At 61.0% G+C, this 18,344-nt stretch carries 18 protein-coding genes; 13 read left to right on the plus strand and 5 right to left on the minus strand.

Features of this window, described 5'->3' with window-relative positions; all coding sequences use genetic code 11:
- The first annotated feature begins 56 nt into the window (after positions 1–56).
- Positions 57–680 (plus strand): LysE family translocator, encoded by a 624-nt coding sequence (locus tag AC0Z42_RS18385; protein ID WP_485469632.1) that lies wholly within the window; start codon positions 57–59, stop codon positions 678–680.
- Between the two features lie 52 nt (positions 681–732).
- Here AC0Z42_RS18385 and phbB read toward each other — a convergent pair whose 3' ends face one another.
- The 4 genes from phbB to AC0Z42_RS18405 form a co-directional block, all read right to left on the minus strand.
- Positions 733–1,473: an acetoacetyl-CoA reductase gene (gene phbB, locus AC0Z42_RS18390; protein ID WP_485469633.1), complete on the minus strand. Its 741-nt coding sequence runs from the start codon at positions 1,471–1,473 to the stop codon at positions 733–735.
- 82 nt (positions 1,474–1,555) lie between these two features.
- The gene (locus AC0Z42_RS18395) at positions 1,556–2,734 is read right to left on the minus strand and encodes an acetyl-CoA C-acetyltransferase (RefSeq protein ID WP_485469634.1); all 1,179 of its coding nucleotides are present in this window, start codon (positions 2,732–2,734) and stop codon (positions 1,556–1,558) included.
- 215 nt (positions 2,735–2,949) lie between these two features.
- Positions 2,950–3,465 carry a phasin family protein gene (locus tag AC0Z42_RS18400; RefSeq protein ID WP_485469635.1) on the minus strand — a complete coding sequence of 172 codons (516 nt, stop codon included), beginning with the start codon at positions 3,463–3,465 and terminating at the stop codon, positions 2,950–2,952.
- Between the two features lie 84 nt (positions 3,466–3,549).
- Positions 3,550–4,458, minus strand: a complete 909-nt coding sequence (locus AC0Z42_RS18405; protein ID WP_485469636.1) for a LysR family transcriptional regulator — start codon at positions 4,456–4,458, stop codon at positions 3,550–3,552.
- Positions 4,459–4,570: 112 nt separating this feature from the next.
- Between AC0Z42_RS18405 and metE the strand changes: the two genes are divergently transcribed.
- The 6 genes from metE to ptuB all read left to right on the plus strand — a co-directional run bounded on the left by metE (position 4,571) and on the right by ptuB (position 11,148).
- On the plus strand, positions 4,571–6,907 hold the full coding sequence (gene metE / locus AC0Z42_RS18410; RefSeq protein ID WP_485469637.1) for a 5-methyltetrahydropteroyltriglutamate--homocysteine S-methyltransferase: 2,337 nt from the start codon (positions 4,571–4,573) through the stop codon (positions 6,905–6,907).
- Between the two features lie 219 nt (positions 6,908–7,126).
- A complete protein-coding gene (gene minC / locus AC0Z42_RS18415) occupies positions 7,127–7,864 on the plus strand; it encodes a septum site-determining protein MinC (RefSeq protein WP_485469638.1) in 738 nt (245 codons plus the stop codon).
- 38 nt (positions 7,865–7,902) lie between these two features.
- Positions 7,903–8,718: a septum site-determining protein MinD gene (gene minD, locus AC0Z42_RS18420; protein ID WP_485469639.1), complete on the plus strand. Its 816-nt coding sequence runs from the start codon at positions 7,903–7,905 to the stop codon at positions 8,716–8,718.
- 1 nt (position 8,719) lies between these two features.
- Positions 8,720–8,971 carry a cell division topological specificity factor MinE gene (gene minE, locus AC0Z42_RS18425; protein WP_065307788.1) on the plus strand — a complete coding sequence of 84 codons (252 nt, stop codon included), beginning with the start codon at positions 8,720–8,722 and terminating at the stop codon, positions 8,969–8,971.
- 115 nt (positions 8,972–9,086) lie between these two features.
- Positions 9,087–10,523 carry an AAA family ATPase gene (locus AC0Z42_RS18430; protein ID WP_485469640.1) on the plus strand — a complete coding sequence of 479 codons (1,437 nt, stop codon included), beginning with the start codon at positions 9,087–9,089 and terminating at the stop codon, positions 10,521–10,523.
- Positions 10,516–11,148, plus strand: a complete 633-nt coding sequence (gene ptuB, locus AC0Z42_RS18435) for a retron Ec78 anti-phage system effector HNH endonuclease PtuB (RefSeq protein WP_485469641.1) — start codon at positions 10,516–10,518, stop codon at positions 11,146–11,148. The genes AC0Z42_RS18430 and ptuB overlap by 8 nt, the downstream gene beginning before the upstream one ends.
- A gap of 5 nt (positions 11,149–11,153) precedes the next feature.
- Here ptuB and AC0Z42_RS18440 read toward each other — a convergent pair whose 3' ends face one another.
- Positions 11,154–11,657 carry a hypothetical protein gene (locus tag AC0Z42_RS18440; protein ID WP_485469642.1) on the minus strand — a complete coding sequence of 168 codons (504 nt, stop codon included), beginning with the start codon at positions 11,655–11,657 and terminating at the stop codon, positions 11,154–11,156.
- Positions 11,658–11,822: 165 nt separating this feature from the next.
- Between AC0Z42_RS18440 and AC0Z42_RS18445 the strand changes: the two genes are divergently transcribed.
- The 6 genes from AC0Z42_RS18445 to gshA all read left to right on the plus strand — a co-directional run bounded on the left by AC0Z42_RS18445 (position 11,823) and on the right by gshA (position 18,338).
- A complete protein-coding gene (locus AC0Z42_RS18445; RefSeq protein WP_485469643.1) occupies positions 11,823–12,527 on the plus strand; it encodes a response regulator transcription factor in 705 nt (234 codons plus the stop codon).
- A 73-nt stretch (positions 12,528–12,600) separates the two neighbouring features.
- Positions 12,601–13,875: a glutamyl-tRNA reductase gene (hemA, locus tag AC0Z42_RS18450; protein ID WP_308923335.1), complete on the plus strand. Its 1,275-nt coding sequence runs from the start codon at positions 12,601–12,603 to the stop codon at positions 13,873–13,875.
- An 84-nt stretch (positions 13,876–13,959) separates the two neighbouring features.
- Positions 13,960–15,036 (plus strand): peptide chain release factor 1, encoded by a 1,077-nt coding sequence (prfA, locus tag AC0Z42_RS18455; RefSeq protein ID WP_485469644.1) that lies wholly within the window; start codon positions 13,960–13,962, stop codon positions 15,034–15,036.
- Positions 15,037–15,223: 187 nt separating this feature from the next.
- Entirely contained in the window at positions 15,224–15,694 is a 471-nt protein-coding gene (locus AC0Z42_RS18460) for a disulfide bond formation protein B (protein WP_485469645.1), read from the plus strand.
- 11 nt (positions 15,695–15,705) lie between these two features.
- A complete protein-coding gene (prmC, locus tag AC0Z42_RS18465) occupies positions 15,706–16,536 on the plus strand; it encodes a peptide chain release factor N(5)-glutamine methyltransferase (RefSeq protein ID WP_485469646.1) in 831 nt (276 codons plus the stop codon).
- A 218-nt stretch (positions 16,537–16,754) separates the two neighbouring features.
- Complete coding sequence (gene gshA / locus AC0Z42_RS18470) at positions 16,755–18,338, plus strand: glutamate--cysteine ligase (RefSeq protein ID WP_485469647.1); 1,584 nt, start codon at positions 16,755–16,757, stop codon at positions 18,336–18,338.
- Positions 18,339–18,344 lie beyond the last annotated feature (6 nt).

Below are 18,344 nucleotides of genomic sequence, written 5' to 3' on the forward strand. Positions count from 1 at the left end.
ATTAAGCAAGAACATAATGACGCGACCGCCCCACTCTTTGATTGCCTGCCACCGCCATGTCCGATTCTACCTTCTTGATGTATCTGCTGGCGCTGGCTGGCGCGTTCTTGTTGCCCGGGCCCGACATGGCGCTGGTGCTGGCGACCGGCGCGGCGCGCGGCGTGGGTACGGCCCTGGTCACGGCGCTGGGCATCGCCGGCGCGCGCGCCATGCACGTGGCGCTGTCCGGCGCCGGCCTGGCGGCGCTGATGGTCACGCATCCGGAAGCCTTGCAGTGGGTCAAATGGGCCGGTGCCGCCTATCTGTTCTACCTGGCAGCGCGGCTGCTGCAGTCGGCGCTGTCAAAACAGCCAGCGCAAGAGACACAGGCACCGGCCACGGCGCACAGTGCGCGCGCCAGTTTCGTGCGCGGCTTGCTGACCAATTTGCTCAATCCCAAGGCACTGCTGTTTTGCAGCATGTTCCTGCCGCAATTTGTCGCCGCCAATGGCGAGAGCATGGGCCTGCAATACCTGCGCTTGGGCGCCACCCTGGTACTGGTCGGCTTGCTGTTCGACGCCGTCTACGCGGTATTGGCCGCACGCCTGGCACGCCGGCTGCGCGGCAAGCCTTCGCCCTACGGCAAGTTCGTGCTGCCGACTGTATTCGTGCTGCTGGCGGGGCGGCTGGTGCTGAGCTGAGCGCACAACAAAAAAGCAGCCGAAGCTGCCTTTTGATGATGATGCGTAACGCTTACGACATGTGCTGGCCGCCGTTGATCGAGATATTGGCGCCGGTCACAAAGGCTGCCTCATCGGAGGCCAGGTAGGCCACCAGGCCCGCCACTTCTTCCGGCTTGCCCAGGCGCGCCATCGGGATTTGCGGGATGATTTTGCTGTCCAGCACTTCCTGTGGAATCGCCATCACCATCTTGGTGCCGATATAGCCTGGCGAAATGGTGTTGACGGTGACGTTCTTGCGCGCCACTTCCAGCGCCAGCGACTTGGTGAAACCATGCATGCCGGCCTTGGCGGCCGAATAGTTGGTCTGGCCGAAAGCACCCTTCTGGCCGTTCACGGACGAGATATTGATGATGCGGCCCCAGCCGCGCTCGACCATGCCGTCGCAGACCGGTTTGGTCATGTTGAAAACGGAGTCGAGGTTGGTGCCCATCACGGCGTCCCAGTTCGGCTTGTCCATTTTCTTGAACGTCATGTCGCGCGTGATACCGGCGTTATTGACCAGCACGTCGACCGGACCGACTTCCTTTTCCACCGTCGCCACGCAAGCAGCGGCCGAGTCGTAGTCCGATACATCGCAAGGATAGGCCTTGAAGTCATAGCCCTGGTCCTTGGTGGTCGCCAGCCATTCATCGACCTTGGTGTTGCCCGGGGAATACGTGGTCACCACGCGATAGCCCAGCGCCGCCAACTTGAAGCACACCGCTTCGCCCAGACCGCCCATGCCGCCTGTTACTAATGCAACTCTTGCCATTTTCATCCCCTCAGTGTCGTGCTGCTATTTGAATTTTGTCGTTCTACCGGCAGGCACTGCCTGCCGGAGCTACTGTACAGGCTTAATCGCGCTCGATCGCCAGGGCGACACCCATGCCGCCACCGATGCACAAGGCAGCCAGGCCCTTCTTGGCGTCGCGGCGTATCATTTCGTGGATCAGGGTGACCAGGATGCGCGCGCCCGAGGCGCCGATCGGGTGGCCGATGGCGATCGCGCCGCCGTTCACGTTGATCTTGCGGGTATCCCAGCCCATTTCCTTGTTGACGGCAATTGCCTGCGCGGCAAACGCCTCGTTGATTTCCATCAGGTCCAGTTCTTCATGCGTCCAGCCGGCTTTTTTCAGGCACAGGCGCGAAGCCGATACCGGGCCCATGCCCATCACGGCCGGGTCCAGGCCCGACGATGCGTAGGCCTTGATGCGCGCCAGCGGCTTCAGGCCCAGTTCCTTGGCGGCGGAGGCGGACATCATGATGACGGCGGCGGCGCCGTCATTCAGGCCCGAAGCGTTGCCGGCGGTGACGCTGCCTTCCTTGGAAAACGCGGGGCGCAGGCCGGCCAGCGACTCCAGGGTCGATCCCGGCTTGATGTATTCGTCGCTGTCGAACACGACCGTGCCTTTTTTGTTGACGATTTCCAGCGGCAGGATTTCATCCTTGAACTTGCCGGCTTTTTGCGCCGCTTCGGCCTTCAGCTGCGATTGCAGCGCGAATTCGTCCTGCTCGGCGCGCGACACTTCGTATTTCTTGGCGACGTTTTCCGCCGTGATGCCCATGTGGTACTGGTTGTAGACGTCCCACAGGCCATCGACGATCATGGTGTCGGTCATCTTGAAGTCGCCCATGCGGAAACCGTCGCGCGAACCGTTCATCACGTGTGGCGAGGCGCTCATGTTTTCCTGGCCGCCAGCGATGATGATGTTGGCGTCACCGCACTTGATCGCTTGCGCCGCCAGATGGGTGGCTTTCAGGCCGCTGCCGCAGACCTTGTTGATGGTGAAGGCGGGAATCGCGCTTGGCAAACCTGCCTTGATAACGGCCTGGCGCGCGGCGTTCTGGCCGACGCCGGCTGTCAGTACCTGGCCCAGGATCGCTTCGCTGATCAGGTTCGGGTCGATGCCGGTTTGCGCCAGCAGGCCCTTGATTACGTGTGCGCCCAGTTCGGACGCAGGAATCTTGGCCAGGCTGCCACCGAATTTGCCCACTGCGGTACGGCCGGCGGCCACGATTACGACATCATCCATTTATTTCTCCGATATGCTGGCCATGACGGCCAAGGTGTTGATGAATCCGGGAAGACGCAGCAAGCTGTACGCAAGCTGTACGCAAGCTGCATCATTGCATGCGCCTTTGCTTCAGTCGCACCACTGGCGTGGCCGGCAACGATGGCGGCCGGCCTGGCGGTGATGGCGGGCGGCCTGGCGCGGCGGATAGCCGCTGCCGGGCCGCGCGGTTCCTGTCAATGATCAGGACGCGTGTTTTTATCATACCCTTCATCGGCAGCGCCGAAAGGGCTTTTTAGAAAATTATTGAACGGGTTTATCAGAGGGAACGGTGTCTCCTTCACCACCTGCAACAGTTCACCGAATTTTTGATGCGATGCAGCAAACTCACCCTTTGTCACGGCGGTAAAATTTTCCTGGTTTTCTTGGGCAACTTCCTTTGCCTGGCGCCCATAGGAACCGATGCGTTCCATGGCCAGTTGCGACTGCGTGCGCGACAATTCCAACAGCGTTTTCGGGTCGCGCGCCGACAGCAATTGCTGCGCCGCTACCGTGCTGGCAGCGAGCGACGAGCGGGCTACATCGAGTTGCAGATCGATCAGCCTGGCGCCGCCTTGAAACGCCGCTTCGGTCAGCGCCTGGGCGCTGTTCAACTGGGCAGCGTAGATGGCCTTGCCGGCCTGGGACAGCTGCTCGGTAAATGAAAACATTGCATACCTCCTCAAATGATAGCGGTGCATGTTGCGCCGCACAGTGCTCCACTCTAAGCGGCGGCGCCTTGCAATCTCTTGATCTGGCTCAAGCTCTTTGTTGGATTGTTTCCAAGTGAACGATCATCAGGACAGCAACTTGATACCATCCAGCGAGGCCGCGCACTGTTCGCGTATCACGCTCACAAAGTCGCGCACATAAGCCCTGTCTTCCAGCGCGGGCGGCACGGAAACATACAGGTCGCTCCACAAGCCATGCTCGCCGACCGGGCGCGCCACCACATAATCGTAGTCGACATAGTTCTTGATGGCCCAGTTCGGCAGAGCGGCGATGCCGCGCCGGCTGGCCACCAGTTGCAGCACCGCCACCGTCAGTTCGGCCGTGCGGCGCTCGAAAACGATGCCGTTCGGCCGCAGCACTTCGCGGATCAAGTCGATGCGCTCTTCCGGCACCGGGTAGGTGATCAAGGTTTCACCGGTGAAGTCAGCCGCCGCCAGCCGGCGCTGCGCCTGCAGGCGGTGCTTTTGCGCCATCACCACCAGCATTTCAAAGCGGAACAACGGAAACACGGTGAAATCGGGACCATATGGCGAACCGATCACCAGATCGGCCTCGCCCGAACGCAGCAACTCGGCCGGTTCGCTGTGAAAGCCTGATACCAGGTCGATCTCCACTTCAGGCCAGCGCTGGCGAAACGCATCCATTACCGGCATCAGCCAGTCGAAACAGGTATGGCATTCAAGCGCCACGCGCAATTGTCCGGTGTCGCCCTGCGACAGGCGCGCCACATCGCGCTCGGCCAGTTCGATCTCGGGCAGCAACTTGTCGGCCAATTCCAGCAGGCGGCTGCCGGTGGCCGTAAACGCGATCGGCATCGACTTGCGCTCGAACAGCGGCGCCTTGTAGCGCTCCTCGAGCAGGCGGATCTGGTGCGACAGCGCCGACTGGGTGAGGTTGAGCAATTGCGCAGCGCGCACCAGGCTGCCGGACGAGCGCAAGGCGCTCAGGGTGCGCAGATGGCGAATTTCCAGCATGGTCCCTTGTTGTGGTGAATAATTTTCATGTTAAACGTCAAAAGGTTTCGTTTTGATTATAAATCAGATTGCCGCACACTCTAGCCTATCAACATTAAATCTCGATGACATCATGACGATCCTCTCCCATATCCTTGGTTTTCCCCGTATCGGTGCCGAACGCGAGCTGAAATTTGCGCTGGAACGCCATTGGCGTGGCGAGGCTGCGGAAGCCGCGCTGGAAGAAGCCGGCAAGCAATTGCGCGCACGCCACTGGGCGCTGCAGCGCGACGCCGGTCTCGATTTCGTCACCGTGGGCGACTTTGCCTTTTATGACCAGGTCGCCAACCATATACAACTGCTGGGCTGCGAGCCGGCCCGCTTCGACTTCAACGACCAGCAGTCGCAACTGTCACGCTACTTCAAGATGGCGCGCGGCGCGGACAACCATGCAGACCATGCCGGCTGCCACCACGGCCATGCCGATGCCGCCCCTGACGCGAGCAATTACGCGCTGGAAATGACGAAATGGTTCGACACCAATTATCACTACCTGGTACCGGAATTTTCACCGCTGACGCAATTCTCGCTGGCGTGCGAACGCCTGTTCGAGGAAGTGGCGGAAGCCCAGGCGCTGGGCCACCGCGTGAAAGCGGCACTGATCGGCCCGCTGACCTTTCTGTGGATGGGCAAGGCAAAAACGGCTGGCTTCGACCGCCTGGCGCTGCTCGGTCAATTGCTGCCGGTCTACGGCGCCCTGCTCGACCGCCTGAAGCGGCAAGGCGTGGCCTGGGTGCAGGTCGATGAACCGATCCTGGGCCTGGACTTGCCGAACGCATGGCGCAGCGCGTTTGAAAGCACCTACTGGCAGCTGAACCAGGTGGGCGTGAATATTTTGCTGGCCACCTATTTTTCGCCGCTGGAAGAAAACCTCAGCCTGGCCTGCCGCCTGCCGGTGGCCGGCCTGCATGTGGACGGCATCCGCGCGCCGCAGGAATTGAGCAGCGTTACCGACTGGCTGCCAGCGCATAAAGTGCTGTCGATCGGCATCGTCGATGGCCGCAATATCTGGCGCACCGACCTGGACCAGGCCATCGCCGTGCTGCAGCCACTGGTCGATAAACGCGGCGGCCACCTGTGGCTGGCGCCGTCCTGTTCCTTGCTGCACACACCGCTCTCGCTGGCGCAAGAAACCGGGCTGGAACCCGAGATCAAATCGTGGCTGGCGTTCGCCACAGAAAAGCTGGTCGAACTGTCATTGCTGAAAGACGCGCTGGCCGGCAATGGCGACAGCACCGCGCTGGCCGTTTCGCGCCTGGCGCTGGCCGGCCGGCGCAGCAGCTTGCGCGTGCACCGCCCGCCAGTGGCGCAGCGCCTGCAAGCACTGTCGCCGACCGCCGACCGGCGCGACTCGGGCTTTCCGCTGCGCCAGGCGCTGCAGCGCGCACGCTTCCAGTTGCCGGATTTTCCCACCACCACCATCGGCTCGTTCCCGCAAACGAGCACCATCCGCGCCGCCCGCGCCAACTTCAAGCGCGGCGAACTGGCCGCCGCCGACTATGAACGCAGCATGCACGCGGAAATCGCCCATGCCGTGGCGCGTCAGGAAGCGCTGGGGCTGGACGTGCTGGTGCATGGCGAAGCCGAGCGCAACGACATGGTGGAATACTTTGCCGAGCAGCTCGATGGCTTTTTGTTTACCCGCCTGGGCTGGGTGCAATCGTATGGTTCGCGCTGCGTCAAGCCGCCCGTCATCTATGGCGACGTGCAGCGCCCCGCCGCCATGACGGTGGCCTGGACGGTGCATGCGCAAAGCCTGACCGGCAAACCAATGAAAGGTATGCTGACGGGGCCGATCACGATCCTGCAATGGTCGTTCGTGCGCGACGACCAGCCACGCGCCACCACCGCGCTGCAGATCGCGCTGGCGATTCGCGATGAAGTGGCCGACCTGGAAACGGCTGGCATCGGCATCATCCAGATCGACGAGCCGGCCATCCGCGAAGGCTTGCCGCTGCGCCGCAGCCAGTGGGACGCCTACCTGGACTGGGCCACGCGCACGTTTCGCATCACCGCTTCGGTGGCTGGCGACAGCACGCAGATCCACACCCATATGTGCTATGCGCAATTTAACGACATCCTGCCGCAGATCGCCGCCATGGACGCCGACGTGATCACCATCGAAACCAGCCGTTCGGACATGGAACTGCTGACCGGCTTTGGCCAGTTCAAGTACCCGAACGAGATTGGCCCCGGCGTGTACGACATCCATTCACCGCGCATTCCATCGGTCAATGAAATGGTGAGACTGCTGCAAAAGGCCAGCGCGGTAATTGCGCCGGCGAACTTGTGGGTGAACCCCGATTGCGGCCTGAAAACGCGTGGCTGGCAGGAAACCGAAGCGGCGCTGGCCAATATGGTGCAGGCGGCAAGACAAATGCGGCGCGCCAGCGGCGACATAAAAGCTTGATGGCCTTCAGGCCGCATGCACGGCTGCTTTCAGGGCGACGCGACGGGTTTTCCGTGCGTCGCCCCGTTTTTTTCACATGAAGCACATGTTGCTCTACGGAATAGCATCCGTGCGTCCCCTGACAGCGTTTTTTTTGCAGTAGAATGCAAGAAATTTACTGCTTTCCATATGTGCCTATCGGTCACCGGGCCTTCCGCAGTTTCACTCTGAACAACGTTTATGTCCAAAAGCCTGCTGCAGAAGCCGATTGAAATCAAGATTTCCACCGTCGTTGCCGTCTCGGCCATCGTGCACGGTGCCGATACCCAGGCGCTCGACGCGGCCCTGCACGACATGACGGGCGGGGTGGCCGACTTTTTCGAAGATGACCTGGCGGTGCTCGACGTGGCCGACCTGGCGCCCGGCGACACACCGGTGGACTGGGCCGCGCTGGTGGCCCTGCTGAAAAAATACCGCTTGAACGCCGTTGCCGTGCGCAATGCCGCGCCGGAGATGCACGAAGCCATCCTGGCGCAGGGCCTGAGCCTGGACAGTGGCAAGACGCGCGACGATGCACCAGCCAAGGACGGCCCGACCCTGGCCGCCGAGTCCGGCGCCGAAGCGCAGGTAATGGTGATCGACACGCCGGTGCGCGCCGGCCAGCGCATTTATGCGCGCGGCTGCGACCTGATCATCACGGCGGTCGTCAACAACGGCGCCGAAATCATTGCCGACGGCAGCATCCACGTGTATTCCTCGTTGTATGGCCGCGCGCTGGCCGGCGCCTCGGGCAATCCGCAGGCGCGCATTTTTGCGCTGGCGATGGAGCCGGAACTGGTGTCGATCGCCGGCGTGTACCGCACCTTCGAGGACGGTTTTACGCCGGAGATGAAGGGCGGACCGGCGCAAATACGTTTGGCTGGCGACAGAATCGAGATACACTCCATGAAACCGGTCACCCCCGTAAACCGCTCTTGAACTGCACAACTCAAAGAGATATCTGAAAAGGATTATTTGTGGCAAGAATTATTGTTGTGACGTCCGGCAAGGGCGGTGTCGGCAAAACCACCTCCAGCGCCAGTTTTTCCACTGGCCTGGCACTGCGCGGCCACAAGACAGCCGTGCTCGACTTTGACGTGGGCCTGCGCAATCTCGACCTGATCATGGGTTGCGAACGCCGCGTGGTCTATGACCTGATCAATGTGATCAACAAGGAAGCAACGCTGAACCAGGCGCTGATCAAGGACAAGCACTGCGACAACCTGTTCATCCTGCCTGCTTCGCAAACGCGCGACAAGGACGCTTTGAGCGAGGAAGGCGTGGAACGCGTGTTGAACGACCTGATCAACATGGGCTTCGAATTCATCATCTGCGATTCGCCGGCCGGCATCGAGCATGGCGCGCTGATGGCGCTGACGTTTGCCGACGAAGCGATCATCGTCACCAATCCGGAAGTGTCGTCGGTACGCGACTCGGACCGCATCCTGGGCATCCTGCAGGCCAAGTCGCGCCGCGCGCAGACCGGCGCCGAGCCGGTCAAGGAACACTTGCTGATCACGCGTTATGCGCCGAAACGCGTGGAATCGGAAGAAATGCTGTCCTACCAGGACGTGCAGGAAATCCTGCGCATCCCGCTGGTGGGTATCATTCCGGAATCGGAACAAGTGCTGGCCGCCTCGAACCAGGGCAACCCCGCCATCCATTTCAAGGGCACCGACGTGGCGCAAGCCTACGAAGACGTGGTCTCGCGCTTCCTCGGCGAAGAAGTGCCGCTGCGCTTCACCAACTATGAAAAACCTGGTTTCCTCCAGCGCATTTTCGGGACGAAGTGACATGGCCTTGCTTTCTTTCCTGTTCCCTCCCAAACCGAAAACGGCCAGCGCGGCCAAGGAACGCCTGCAGATCATTATCGCGCGTGAACGCAGCGGCCGCGACGGCCCCGACTTCCTGCCGGCCCTGCACAAGGAATTGATCGAGGTCATTTCCAAGTACACCAAGGTCAACGCCGAAGACATCAAGATCTCGCTCGACCGCCAGGGTAACCTGGAAGTGCTCGATGTGAACGTGGTGCTGCCGGACGCGTAAGTGCTAGGCGGCAAGTAGCCGCCAGAAACAGTTCTATAATCAAAGGGTTGACGCGTCGTCAGCCCTTTTCGCGTTGTTGCCGACGCCATTCATTCATGCCGCACTGGAGCCAACATTGAAAATCGCACGGATCACCATTCAGAATTTCCGTTGCTTTGAAAATGTACAGCTCGCGTTCGATCGCCAGTTGACGGTGATCGTGGCGCGCAACGGCCAAGGGAAATCGTCCCTGCTCGACGCGATCAAGATTGCCTTGTGGCCGTATATTGCCGGTTTTGATCTCGGCAGCATGTCACTCGATACCACCGGCATCAATATTGACGACGTGTTGCGCGAAAAGCTGGCGGCGCATCAGATGGAGTGGCGTTTGCCCTGTGTGATCGATTCAAGTGGCACGATTGAGCCGTTCGAGGAAATGGATGTGATCTGGCATGAAGAACGTTTCCGTGACAGTGTCAAGAAATCCAGCAAGACAAAAAATATAGCTTCTTCCAAGGCAATACCGTTATATGGTTATGCGCAGGTGCTGGAAAAACGCATCTTTGCCAATGGCCAGGTTAAAGCAGACGATCTGCCGATGCTCGGTTACTACGGCACAGGCCGCTTGTGGAGTCAGAAAAAACTGGCCGGCAAATCTGAAAAACTGGACCAGGCATCTCTATCGCGCACCTGGGCTTACCGCGATTGCCTGGCGCCCTCGTCAAACTATACCGATTTTGCCCAGTGGTACACACGCGTCTTCAAGGCGCTGCGCGACGCGCAGATCCGCAATCTGGAAAAGAACCTGCGCCCCGATGCCGCTATTGCCAGCGACCTGATCGCACCGGTGCGCGCGGTGCAGCAGGCCATCGACACCATCCTGCAATCCCATACGGGCTGGCACACGCTGGAATACAGCGCCGAGCACGACGATCTGGTGCTGGAGCATGCAGAGCAGGGCAAACTGAAGGTACACCAGCTGAGCGACGGCATCCGCAATATGCTGGCGCTGGTCGGCGATATTGCCTACCGCTGCTACAAGCTCAATACCCACTATGGCAAGCAGGCAGCCTTGCTGACGCATGGCATCGTGATGATCGATGAAATCGACATGCACTTGCATCCCGAGTGGCAGCAAACCGTGCTGCCCGACTTGCAACGGGCCTTCCCGAATATCCAGCTCATCGTCACTACGCACAGCCCGCAAGTGCTGAGCAGCATCGCCGCCAGCTGCATACGCCGGCTCGATTGGGAAACCGACGAAGACAGCGGGCGCAAACGGATGGTGGTCAATCCCGTCGACCAGCAAACCATGGGCGTGGCCAGTTCGGATGTGTTGGCCAACGTGATGGGTATCGATCCGGTGCCCGATGTCGAGCCGGCACGGCAGCTCAGTCGCTATCTGGCACTGATTCAGCAGAATTTGCATGAAGAGCCAGAGGGCAGGCAACTGCGGGAAGAACTCAATGAGCATTTTGGTCCGGACCATCCGAACATGCTCGAATGTGACAGCCTGATCCGTCTGCAAGCCTTCAAACGCAAGTTGCCTCTGCGCGGGAATCTTGATGCGTAAGCTACAACGCGGCCCGGCGCCAGCATGCTTGTCCTTATATCGGCATGGCTTGAACAACTGGAAGGCGCTGACGGCTGACAATAGGCAAGAAATATGGGTAAGCCTTGAAGCAATGCAACAGCAGCGCTGCGCCTATTGCGAAGGCGAACTTCGCATCGGCAAGCGGCATATCGAGCACTTTCGTCAGAGGGACCGAGATACACGGTTGACTTTTATCTGGTCCAACCTTTTTGGCTCGTGCAATCAGGATGACAGTTGCGGCAAATACAAAGATGAGCTGCCGCGTTATGATCCCGCCAGCCTGATCAAGCCGGACGATGAGGACCCGGAACACTTTTTCTTGTTCATCAGTGACGGTAGTATCGCTGTGCGGGAAGGATTGAGTATTATGGAAAAGCAACGCGCCAACGAAACCATCCGTATTTTCAATCTCAATGGCGTGCTGCGTGCAAGACGCCATATAGCTGTATTAGGCTATCTTAGCCTGGCAAAAGAAGTCCAGCAGTTGGTCGATTCCGGTGACTTTACCTTGGCTCAAGGGAATGAAGTTTTAAAAGACGAACTCATCGCAATAGCGCATCTGCCATTTTCTACAGCGATTCGACATGTATTGACTGCTGCGTGATGACCTCAGCTTGGCCGTACCGCAATCAATTCCTGCGCCACCGCCGCGCAGGCGTTGACGTGCTGGTTGCCGATCTGGCGGAACACGGCGTAGCCTAGCGCGGCTGCCACGGCCTGGCCGGCGAATGGCACGAAGCGGGCCACCTGCTTGCTGGCCAGTTTCACGCCACTGCGCTTGAGCAGGTGGATGATCAGTTCGCGCGTCACCAGTTTCCCTACCAGCATGCCACCCATGCCGATCGCCACGCGATAGGCCATCAGCTTGAACTGCGGGTTCAGTTTTTCGATCTGCTCCGGCGTCAGGCCGAATTCATGGTTGATGTCGTTGATCAGCATCGACAGCAGGCCGACGTCCGACATCAGGTCGATGCCCGGGATCGGAATGGCCGAAGTGCCGGCCGACATCAGGGCGCGGCGGCCCACCAGGCGGCGGCAGCGCTCGCGTGCCTGCTCGATTTCGGCCAGGGTGCCCGGGATCAGATTCCAATCGGTGACGGTATTGTCTGGCATACGGTTTCTCCACGCGGTAAAGGCAAACCCAAGTGTAGCGGAAAGGGCGCCCTTTCGATTTCACTGGACACAGTTGCAATCTCTGTTATATTTCATGAGAGCATTCCTTAACATTACGATAAGCAGCGCTGCCCGTCTGTTTGTTGTTACACATTCCAGCCAAATATGCGAATTGCCGTACTCGATAGCGACCATAGCCAGGCAGAACTGATATGCCAGGTGCTCACTGCGGCAGGACATGCTTGCCATGAGTTCCAGAGCGCCAGGGAGATGCTGGGGCAACTGCGCAAGGACAGTTGCGACATGCTGATCCTCGACTGGCAGGTCAGCGATCTCGATGGCGCCGAAGTATTGCGCCGTGCACGCGAAAAACTGGCGCCCAAGGCGCCGGTGTTGTTTATGACCAACAGCTCGGGCGAAGACGATATCGTCGCCGGCATCAAGGCCGGCGCCGACGATTACCTGGTGAAACCGCTGCGGCGCAGTGAACTGGCGCTGCGTGCCCAGGCCCTGCTGCGCATGGCGTATCCTACCCAAACCAGCGCCGAGCAACTGCAATTTGGCAATTACACATTTGAAACGCGCGCCGGTCGGCTGCTGATGGACGGCGAGCCGCTGGACGTGACGCACAAGGAATTTGCCCTGGCGTTGCTGTTTTTCCGCAACCTGGGCCGGCCCTTGTCGCGCGCCTATATCCATGAAGCGGTATGGCAACGCGAAACGGTCGTGCCCTCGCGCACCATGGACACCCACGTTTCGCGCGTGCGCAACAAGCTGCAACTGAAACCCGAACATGGCTACCGGCTGGTGCCCGTGTACAGCTACGGTTACCGCCTGGAAAAGCTGAGCGCCCAGCCGGCAAATGCCTGAGCCAGGGCGGGCCTGCTCAAGCAACGGGCACAAAGCGCTATAATATCGGCACAAGTCATCCCAACGCCCTGAAATGCAACTGCTAGCCGTCGGCCTCAATCACACCACCGCACCAGTGTCGCTCCGCGAACAGCTGGCGTTTTCGCCTGAGCATCTGGGCCAGGCGGTGGTGGCGGCGCGCACCTGGTTCCAGCGCATCGACCTGCGCGACAATGACGAAGCGGCCATTTTATCGACTTGTAACCGCACCGAGCTGTATGCGGCCAGCCGGGTACCGAACCCGCTCGACGCCGGCGCCCATTTCCTGGCCGATTATCACAAGCTCAGCTACAGCGAACTGCGGCCCCACCTGTACATGCTGCCGCAGCACGACGCCGTGCGCCACACCTTCCGCGTCGCCTCCGGGCTCGATTCGATGGTGCTGGGCGAAACGCAGATCCTGGGCCAGATCAAGGACGCCATCCGCACCGCCGATGAGGTGGGCGGCCTGGGCACCTATTTGCACCAGCTGTTCCAGCGCAGTTTTTCGGTCGCCAAGGAAGTGCGCAGCACCACCGAAATCGGCGCCCACAGCGTGTCGATGGCGGCCGCCGCCGTGCGGCTGTCGCAGCGCATCTTCGACAAGATCGCCGAGCAGAACGTGCTGTTCATCGGCGCCGGCGAAATGATCGAGCTGTGCGCCACCCACTTTGCGGCGCAGAACCCGAACAGCATCACGATTGCCAACCGCACCATGGAACGCGGCGAGGCGCTGGCCCACCGTTTCAACGGCAAGGCGATCCGCCTGGCCGACCTGCCGGAAAAACTGCACCAGTTCGACATCGTCATCTCTTGCACGGCGTCATCCTTGCCGCTGCTGGGCCTGGGCCTGGTCGAGCGCGCCATCAAGGCGCGCCGCCACAAGCCCATGTTCATGGTCGACCTGGCCGTGCCGCGCGATATCGAAACCGAAGTGGGCCGCCTGAACGACGTGTTCCTGTATACGGTCGACGACCTGGGCAAGGTGGTGCAGACGGGCCTGGAAAGCCGCCAGGCGGCCGTGGCGCAAGCCGAAGCCATCATCGAGACGCGCGTGCAATCGTTCATGACCTGGGTCGACGACCGCGCCATGGTGCCGGTGATCCAGGATTTGCATGAAAGCAGCGAAACCTTGCGCCAGATGGAAGTCGAACGCGCGCGCAAGATGCTGGCCAAGGGCGCCGACATCGACGCCGTGCTCGAAGCACTGTCGAAAGGCCTGACGGCCAAATTCATGCACGGCCCGCAACAGGCACTGCACCGCGCGCAAGGCGACGAGCGCAAGCAACTGGCCACCCTGCTGCCGAAACTGTTCCGTCCGCGCCGTTAGCGCAGCGCGCTGGCCGTCCCAGGCCCTGCTTTCCAGGCGCGCCCGCGGTGTGCCCTCCTCGTTCACTCTTTCTCTCGAATTGCTATGAAACCATCCATGCTGTCCAAGCTCGATCAACTGGCGAACCGCCTGGTTGAACTCGACGAACTGTTGATGCACCAGGACGCCACGTCGAATATGGACAGCTACCGCAAGATGACGCGCGAGCATGCCGAGCTGGGCCCGCTGGTGGCGCTGTACCACTCCTACCAGGAAGCGGGCAACGACATCGCCACCGCGCAGGAAATGCTGGCGGACCCGGACATGAAAGACTTCGCCCAGGAAGAGATCGAGGCAGCGAAAACCACCATGACGCAGCTCGAGCGCGAACTGCAAACCATGCTGCTGCCAAAAGACGCGAATGACGAGCGCAATATTTTCCTGGAAATTCGCGCCGGCACCGGCGGCGACGAATCGGCCCTGTTTGCCGGCGACCTGCTGCGCATGTACACGCGCTTCGCCGAGCGCAACCGCTGGCAGGTGGAACTGGTGTCGGCTTCGGACTCCGACCTGGGCGGCTACCGCGAGGTGATCGTGCGCCTGGTCGGCAATGGCGCCTATTCCAAGCTGAAATTCGAGTCCGGCGGCCACCGCGTGCAGCGCGTGCCAGCCACCGAAACCCAGGGCCGCATCCACACCTCGGCCTGCACCGTGGCCGTGATGCCGGAAGCGGACGAAGTGGAAGACGTCAATATCAATCCGGCCGACCTGCGCATCGATACTTACCGCGCTTCGGGTGCCGGCGGCCAGCACATCAACAAGACCGACTCGGCCGTGCGGATTACCCACTTGCCGACCGGTATCGTGGTCGAATGCCAGGACGACCGCAGCCAGCACAAGAACAAGGCGCAGGCCATGAAAGTGCTGGCCGCGCGCATCAAGGACGTGCAGCTGCGCGAACAGCAATCGAAAGAAGCGGCCACCCGCAAGAGCCTGATCGGCTCGGGCGACCGCAGCGAGCGCATCCGTACCTACAACTTCCCGCAGGGACGCATGACGGATCATCGCATCAACCTGACCTTGTACAAGCTGGACTTCATCATGGATGGGGATTTGACGGAGTTGACCAATGCGCTGGCGGCTGAGCACCAGGCAGAGCTGTTGGCGGCCTTGGGCGATTAAAAAGCGTCCATGGCTGCGTTGCATTGCCTAGCCGTACTGTTCGTACTGTCTTCGGCAATGCGCCTTGCCCTGAACACTTTTTAAAGCGCCCAAGCTACAGGCTGGTTTAAGTAGCGGCTAAGCAATAAATTTTTCCGCCTGTGCGAAAATGCATGGCTAACATTCCATCCACCTCACCGTGTCGCCCATGAAAAATTCACGCACTGTCTTACTTTCTATCGCTGCCCTGTGCTTCGTCATGCTGGGCGTTGCCATGTATTTGCAGCATGTGATGAACATGGCGCCGTGCCCGCTGTGCGTGATCCAGCGCTATCTGTTCATTGCGATTGCGATTGGCTGCCTGATCGGCGCGGCGTCGAAAACACCGACCATCGGCGCAGCGATCGGCTTGCTGGCGTCGCTGGGCGGCCTGGGCGTGGCTGGCAAGCATTTGTATGTGCTGGCCCATCCGGGCTTTTCCTGCGGCATCGATCCGGTGGAAACGACACTGAACAAGATTTTCACGGCCGAATACATGCCTTTCATGTTTGAATCGTACGGCGCCTGTGAAAACGCGGGCGAGGCCTTCGTCGGCCTGTCGATCCCGCAATGGGCGTTCGTCTGGTTCGCCATCTTCGCGCTCGGCCTGCTGTTCACCTTGCTGCGCCGCAAAAAATAAACGAAAGCATCATGACAGTCACCTTGATCCCCGCCGGCAGCACCGTCGGCGCCCTGCAACAGCGTTCACTACTGGACGCGGTCGATAACCGCATCCTGCTCGGCCATGCGCTGGGCCTGTCGCGCGTGGGCCTGATCACGCAGTCCGAACGCGTGCTGACCGGCGACGAGGCGCAGCGCCTGTCCGGCCTGGTGGAACGCCGCCTGAACGGCGAACCGGTGGCGTATATCGTCGGCCAGCGCGAATTTTTCGGCCTGCCGTTTACCGTCAGCGACGCCGTGCTGATCCCGCGCCCCGATACCGAAGTGCTGGTGGAACTGGCGCTGGAACGCCTGCCGCCGGGCGGGCGCGTGCTCGACATGGGCACCGGCAGCGGCGCCATCGCCGTCGCCCTGGCCCATACCCGGCCCGACGCGGTGGTGACAGCGCTGGACGTGAGCAGCGCGGCGCTGGCCGTGGCGCGCCGCAATGCCAGCGCCAATGGCGTCAATATCACCTTCATGGCCAGCGACTGGTTCAGCGCGCTGGGCACGGAAAAGTTTGACCTGATCGTCTCCAATCCGCCGTATATCGCCAGCGGCGACCGCCACTTGGCCGAAGGCGACTTGCGGTTTGAACCTTCCGGCGCCCTGACCGACCATGCCGACGGCCTGTCGGCGCTGCGCACCATCGTCGCCGGCGCCGCGCGCCACCTGGCGCCGAAAGCCTGGCTGCTGATGGAGCATGGCTACGACCAGGCCGCCTCAGTGCGCCAGTTGCTGGTAGAGGCCGGCTTCAACCAGTCGCAAAGTTGGCGCGACCTGGCCGATATCGAACGCGTCAGCGGCGCCCGCCACGGCTGAAATTTTTTTTCGTCCGCTGCCACCTGCTTGACCGCGCAATGCGCCGTCCAGCGTCCAATTTGTTAAAATATCAAGCGCTTCCTGGCCGCCGCCCGCACCCCGTGTTCCCGGGGCGCAGGCAGACGGCGCGGCGATTTTGGGAGGCCGCCGACGCATTTGCGCATTTTCGGTTAATCTCAGCACCACATTTATTTGCTGTACAAGAAAGGAAGCTCAAATTGCCCAACCTGTTGACACGCCGCCTGGCATTGCTGACCGAAGATGCCAACCGCGCGCTGCTGGGCGGATTGCGCGGCATCGAGCGTGAAACCCTGCGCGTCGATCACGCCGGCCAACTGGCTTCCACGCCCCATCCCGCTGCGCTCGGTTCGGCGCTGACCCACCCTGAAATCACCACCGACTACGCCGAAGCACTGCTCGAATTCATTACCCCGGCCGAACCCGATATCGCCGTCACGCTCGATAAACTCGACACCGTGCACCGCCATGCCTATAGCCGCCTGGGCAACGAACTGCTGTGGAGCCAGTCTATGCCGGGCCAGCTGCCGGACGAAGAAAATATAGAAATCGCCAACTACGGCAGTTCGAACATGGGCATGCTCAAGCATGTCTACCGGCGCGGCCTGGCGCTGCGCTATGGCAAGGCCATGCAATGCATCGCCGGCATCCATTACAACTATTCGCTGGACGAAGGCCTGTGGCAGCTGCTGGCCAAACATGAGTCAAGCAACAGCGCATCGGCAAAAGACGTGCAGTCCGAAAGCTACCTGGCAACGATCCGCAACTTCCGCCGCTACAGCTGGCTCTTGATGTATCTGTTTGGTGCCTCGCCGGCGCTGGCGTCCGGCTTTTTGCGCGGCCGTCCGCACAAGCTCGACACCCTGTCCGCCGATACCCTGTATTTGCCTTATGCGACCAGCCTGCGCATGAGCGACCTGGGCTACCAGAACGACGCCCAGTCGGGCCTGCGTCCGCATGAAAACAGCCTCGACGATTACGTCAACGCGCTGACGCACGCCGTCAACGACCCGTATGCGCCGTATGAAGCACTGGGCACCAGGAAAGACGGCGAATGGATACAGCTGTCGACCAACGTGCTGCAGATCGAAAACGAATATTATTCGACCATTCGCCCCAAGCGCGTGATCCGTACCGGCGAACGCCCGATCCAGGCGCTGTGCCTGCGCGGCGTGCAATATATCGAAGTGCGCTGCATGGACGTCGACCCGTTCGAGCCGGTCGGCATCAGCCTGCCGACCGGGCGCTTCCTCGACGCCTTTTTGCTGTTCTGCGCGTTGGACGAGAGCGCGCCGATATCAGGCGAACAGAGCGCCTGCTATACCGCCAATTTTGCGCGCACCGTCAAGGAAGGCCGCAAGCCCGGCTTGACCCTGCGCCGCGACGGCGAAGAAATCGGCCTGCAAGCCTGGGGTGAAGAATTGCTGGCGCGTATCGCGCCGGTGGCGGCCTTGCTCGACGAGCGACATGGCGGCACCGAACACGCCGACAGCCTGGCCGCGCAAGCGGCGAAACTGGCCGATCCGGACGCCACGCCATCGGCGCGCGTGCTGCGCGAACTGCGCGCCAACGGCGGCTCGTTTGCCGCCTTCGGCCTGCAGCAAAGCGAGCGCCATGCGGCGTTTTTCCGCGCCCAGCCACCGACGCCAGAACAAAGCGCGTATTTCGATCAGCTGGCCGAAACGTCACTGGCCGAACAGCGCGCCATGGAAGCGGCGCCGCAGGGCAGCTTTGACGACTATGTCGCGTCCTACCGCGCCAGTACCCTGTGCTCGCACACCTGACTCGAT

This window comes from Janthinobacterium sp. 1L-D-8-B-C4 (assembly GCF_057291295.1).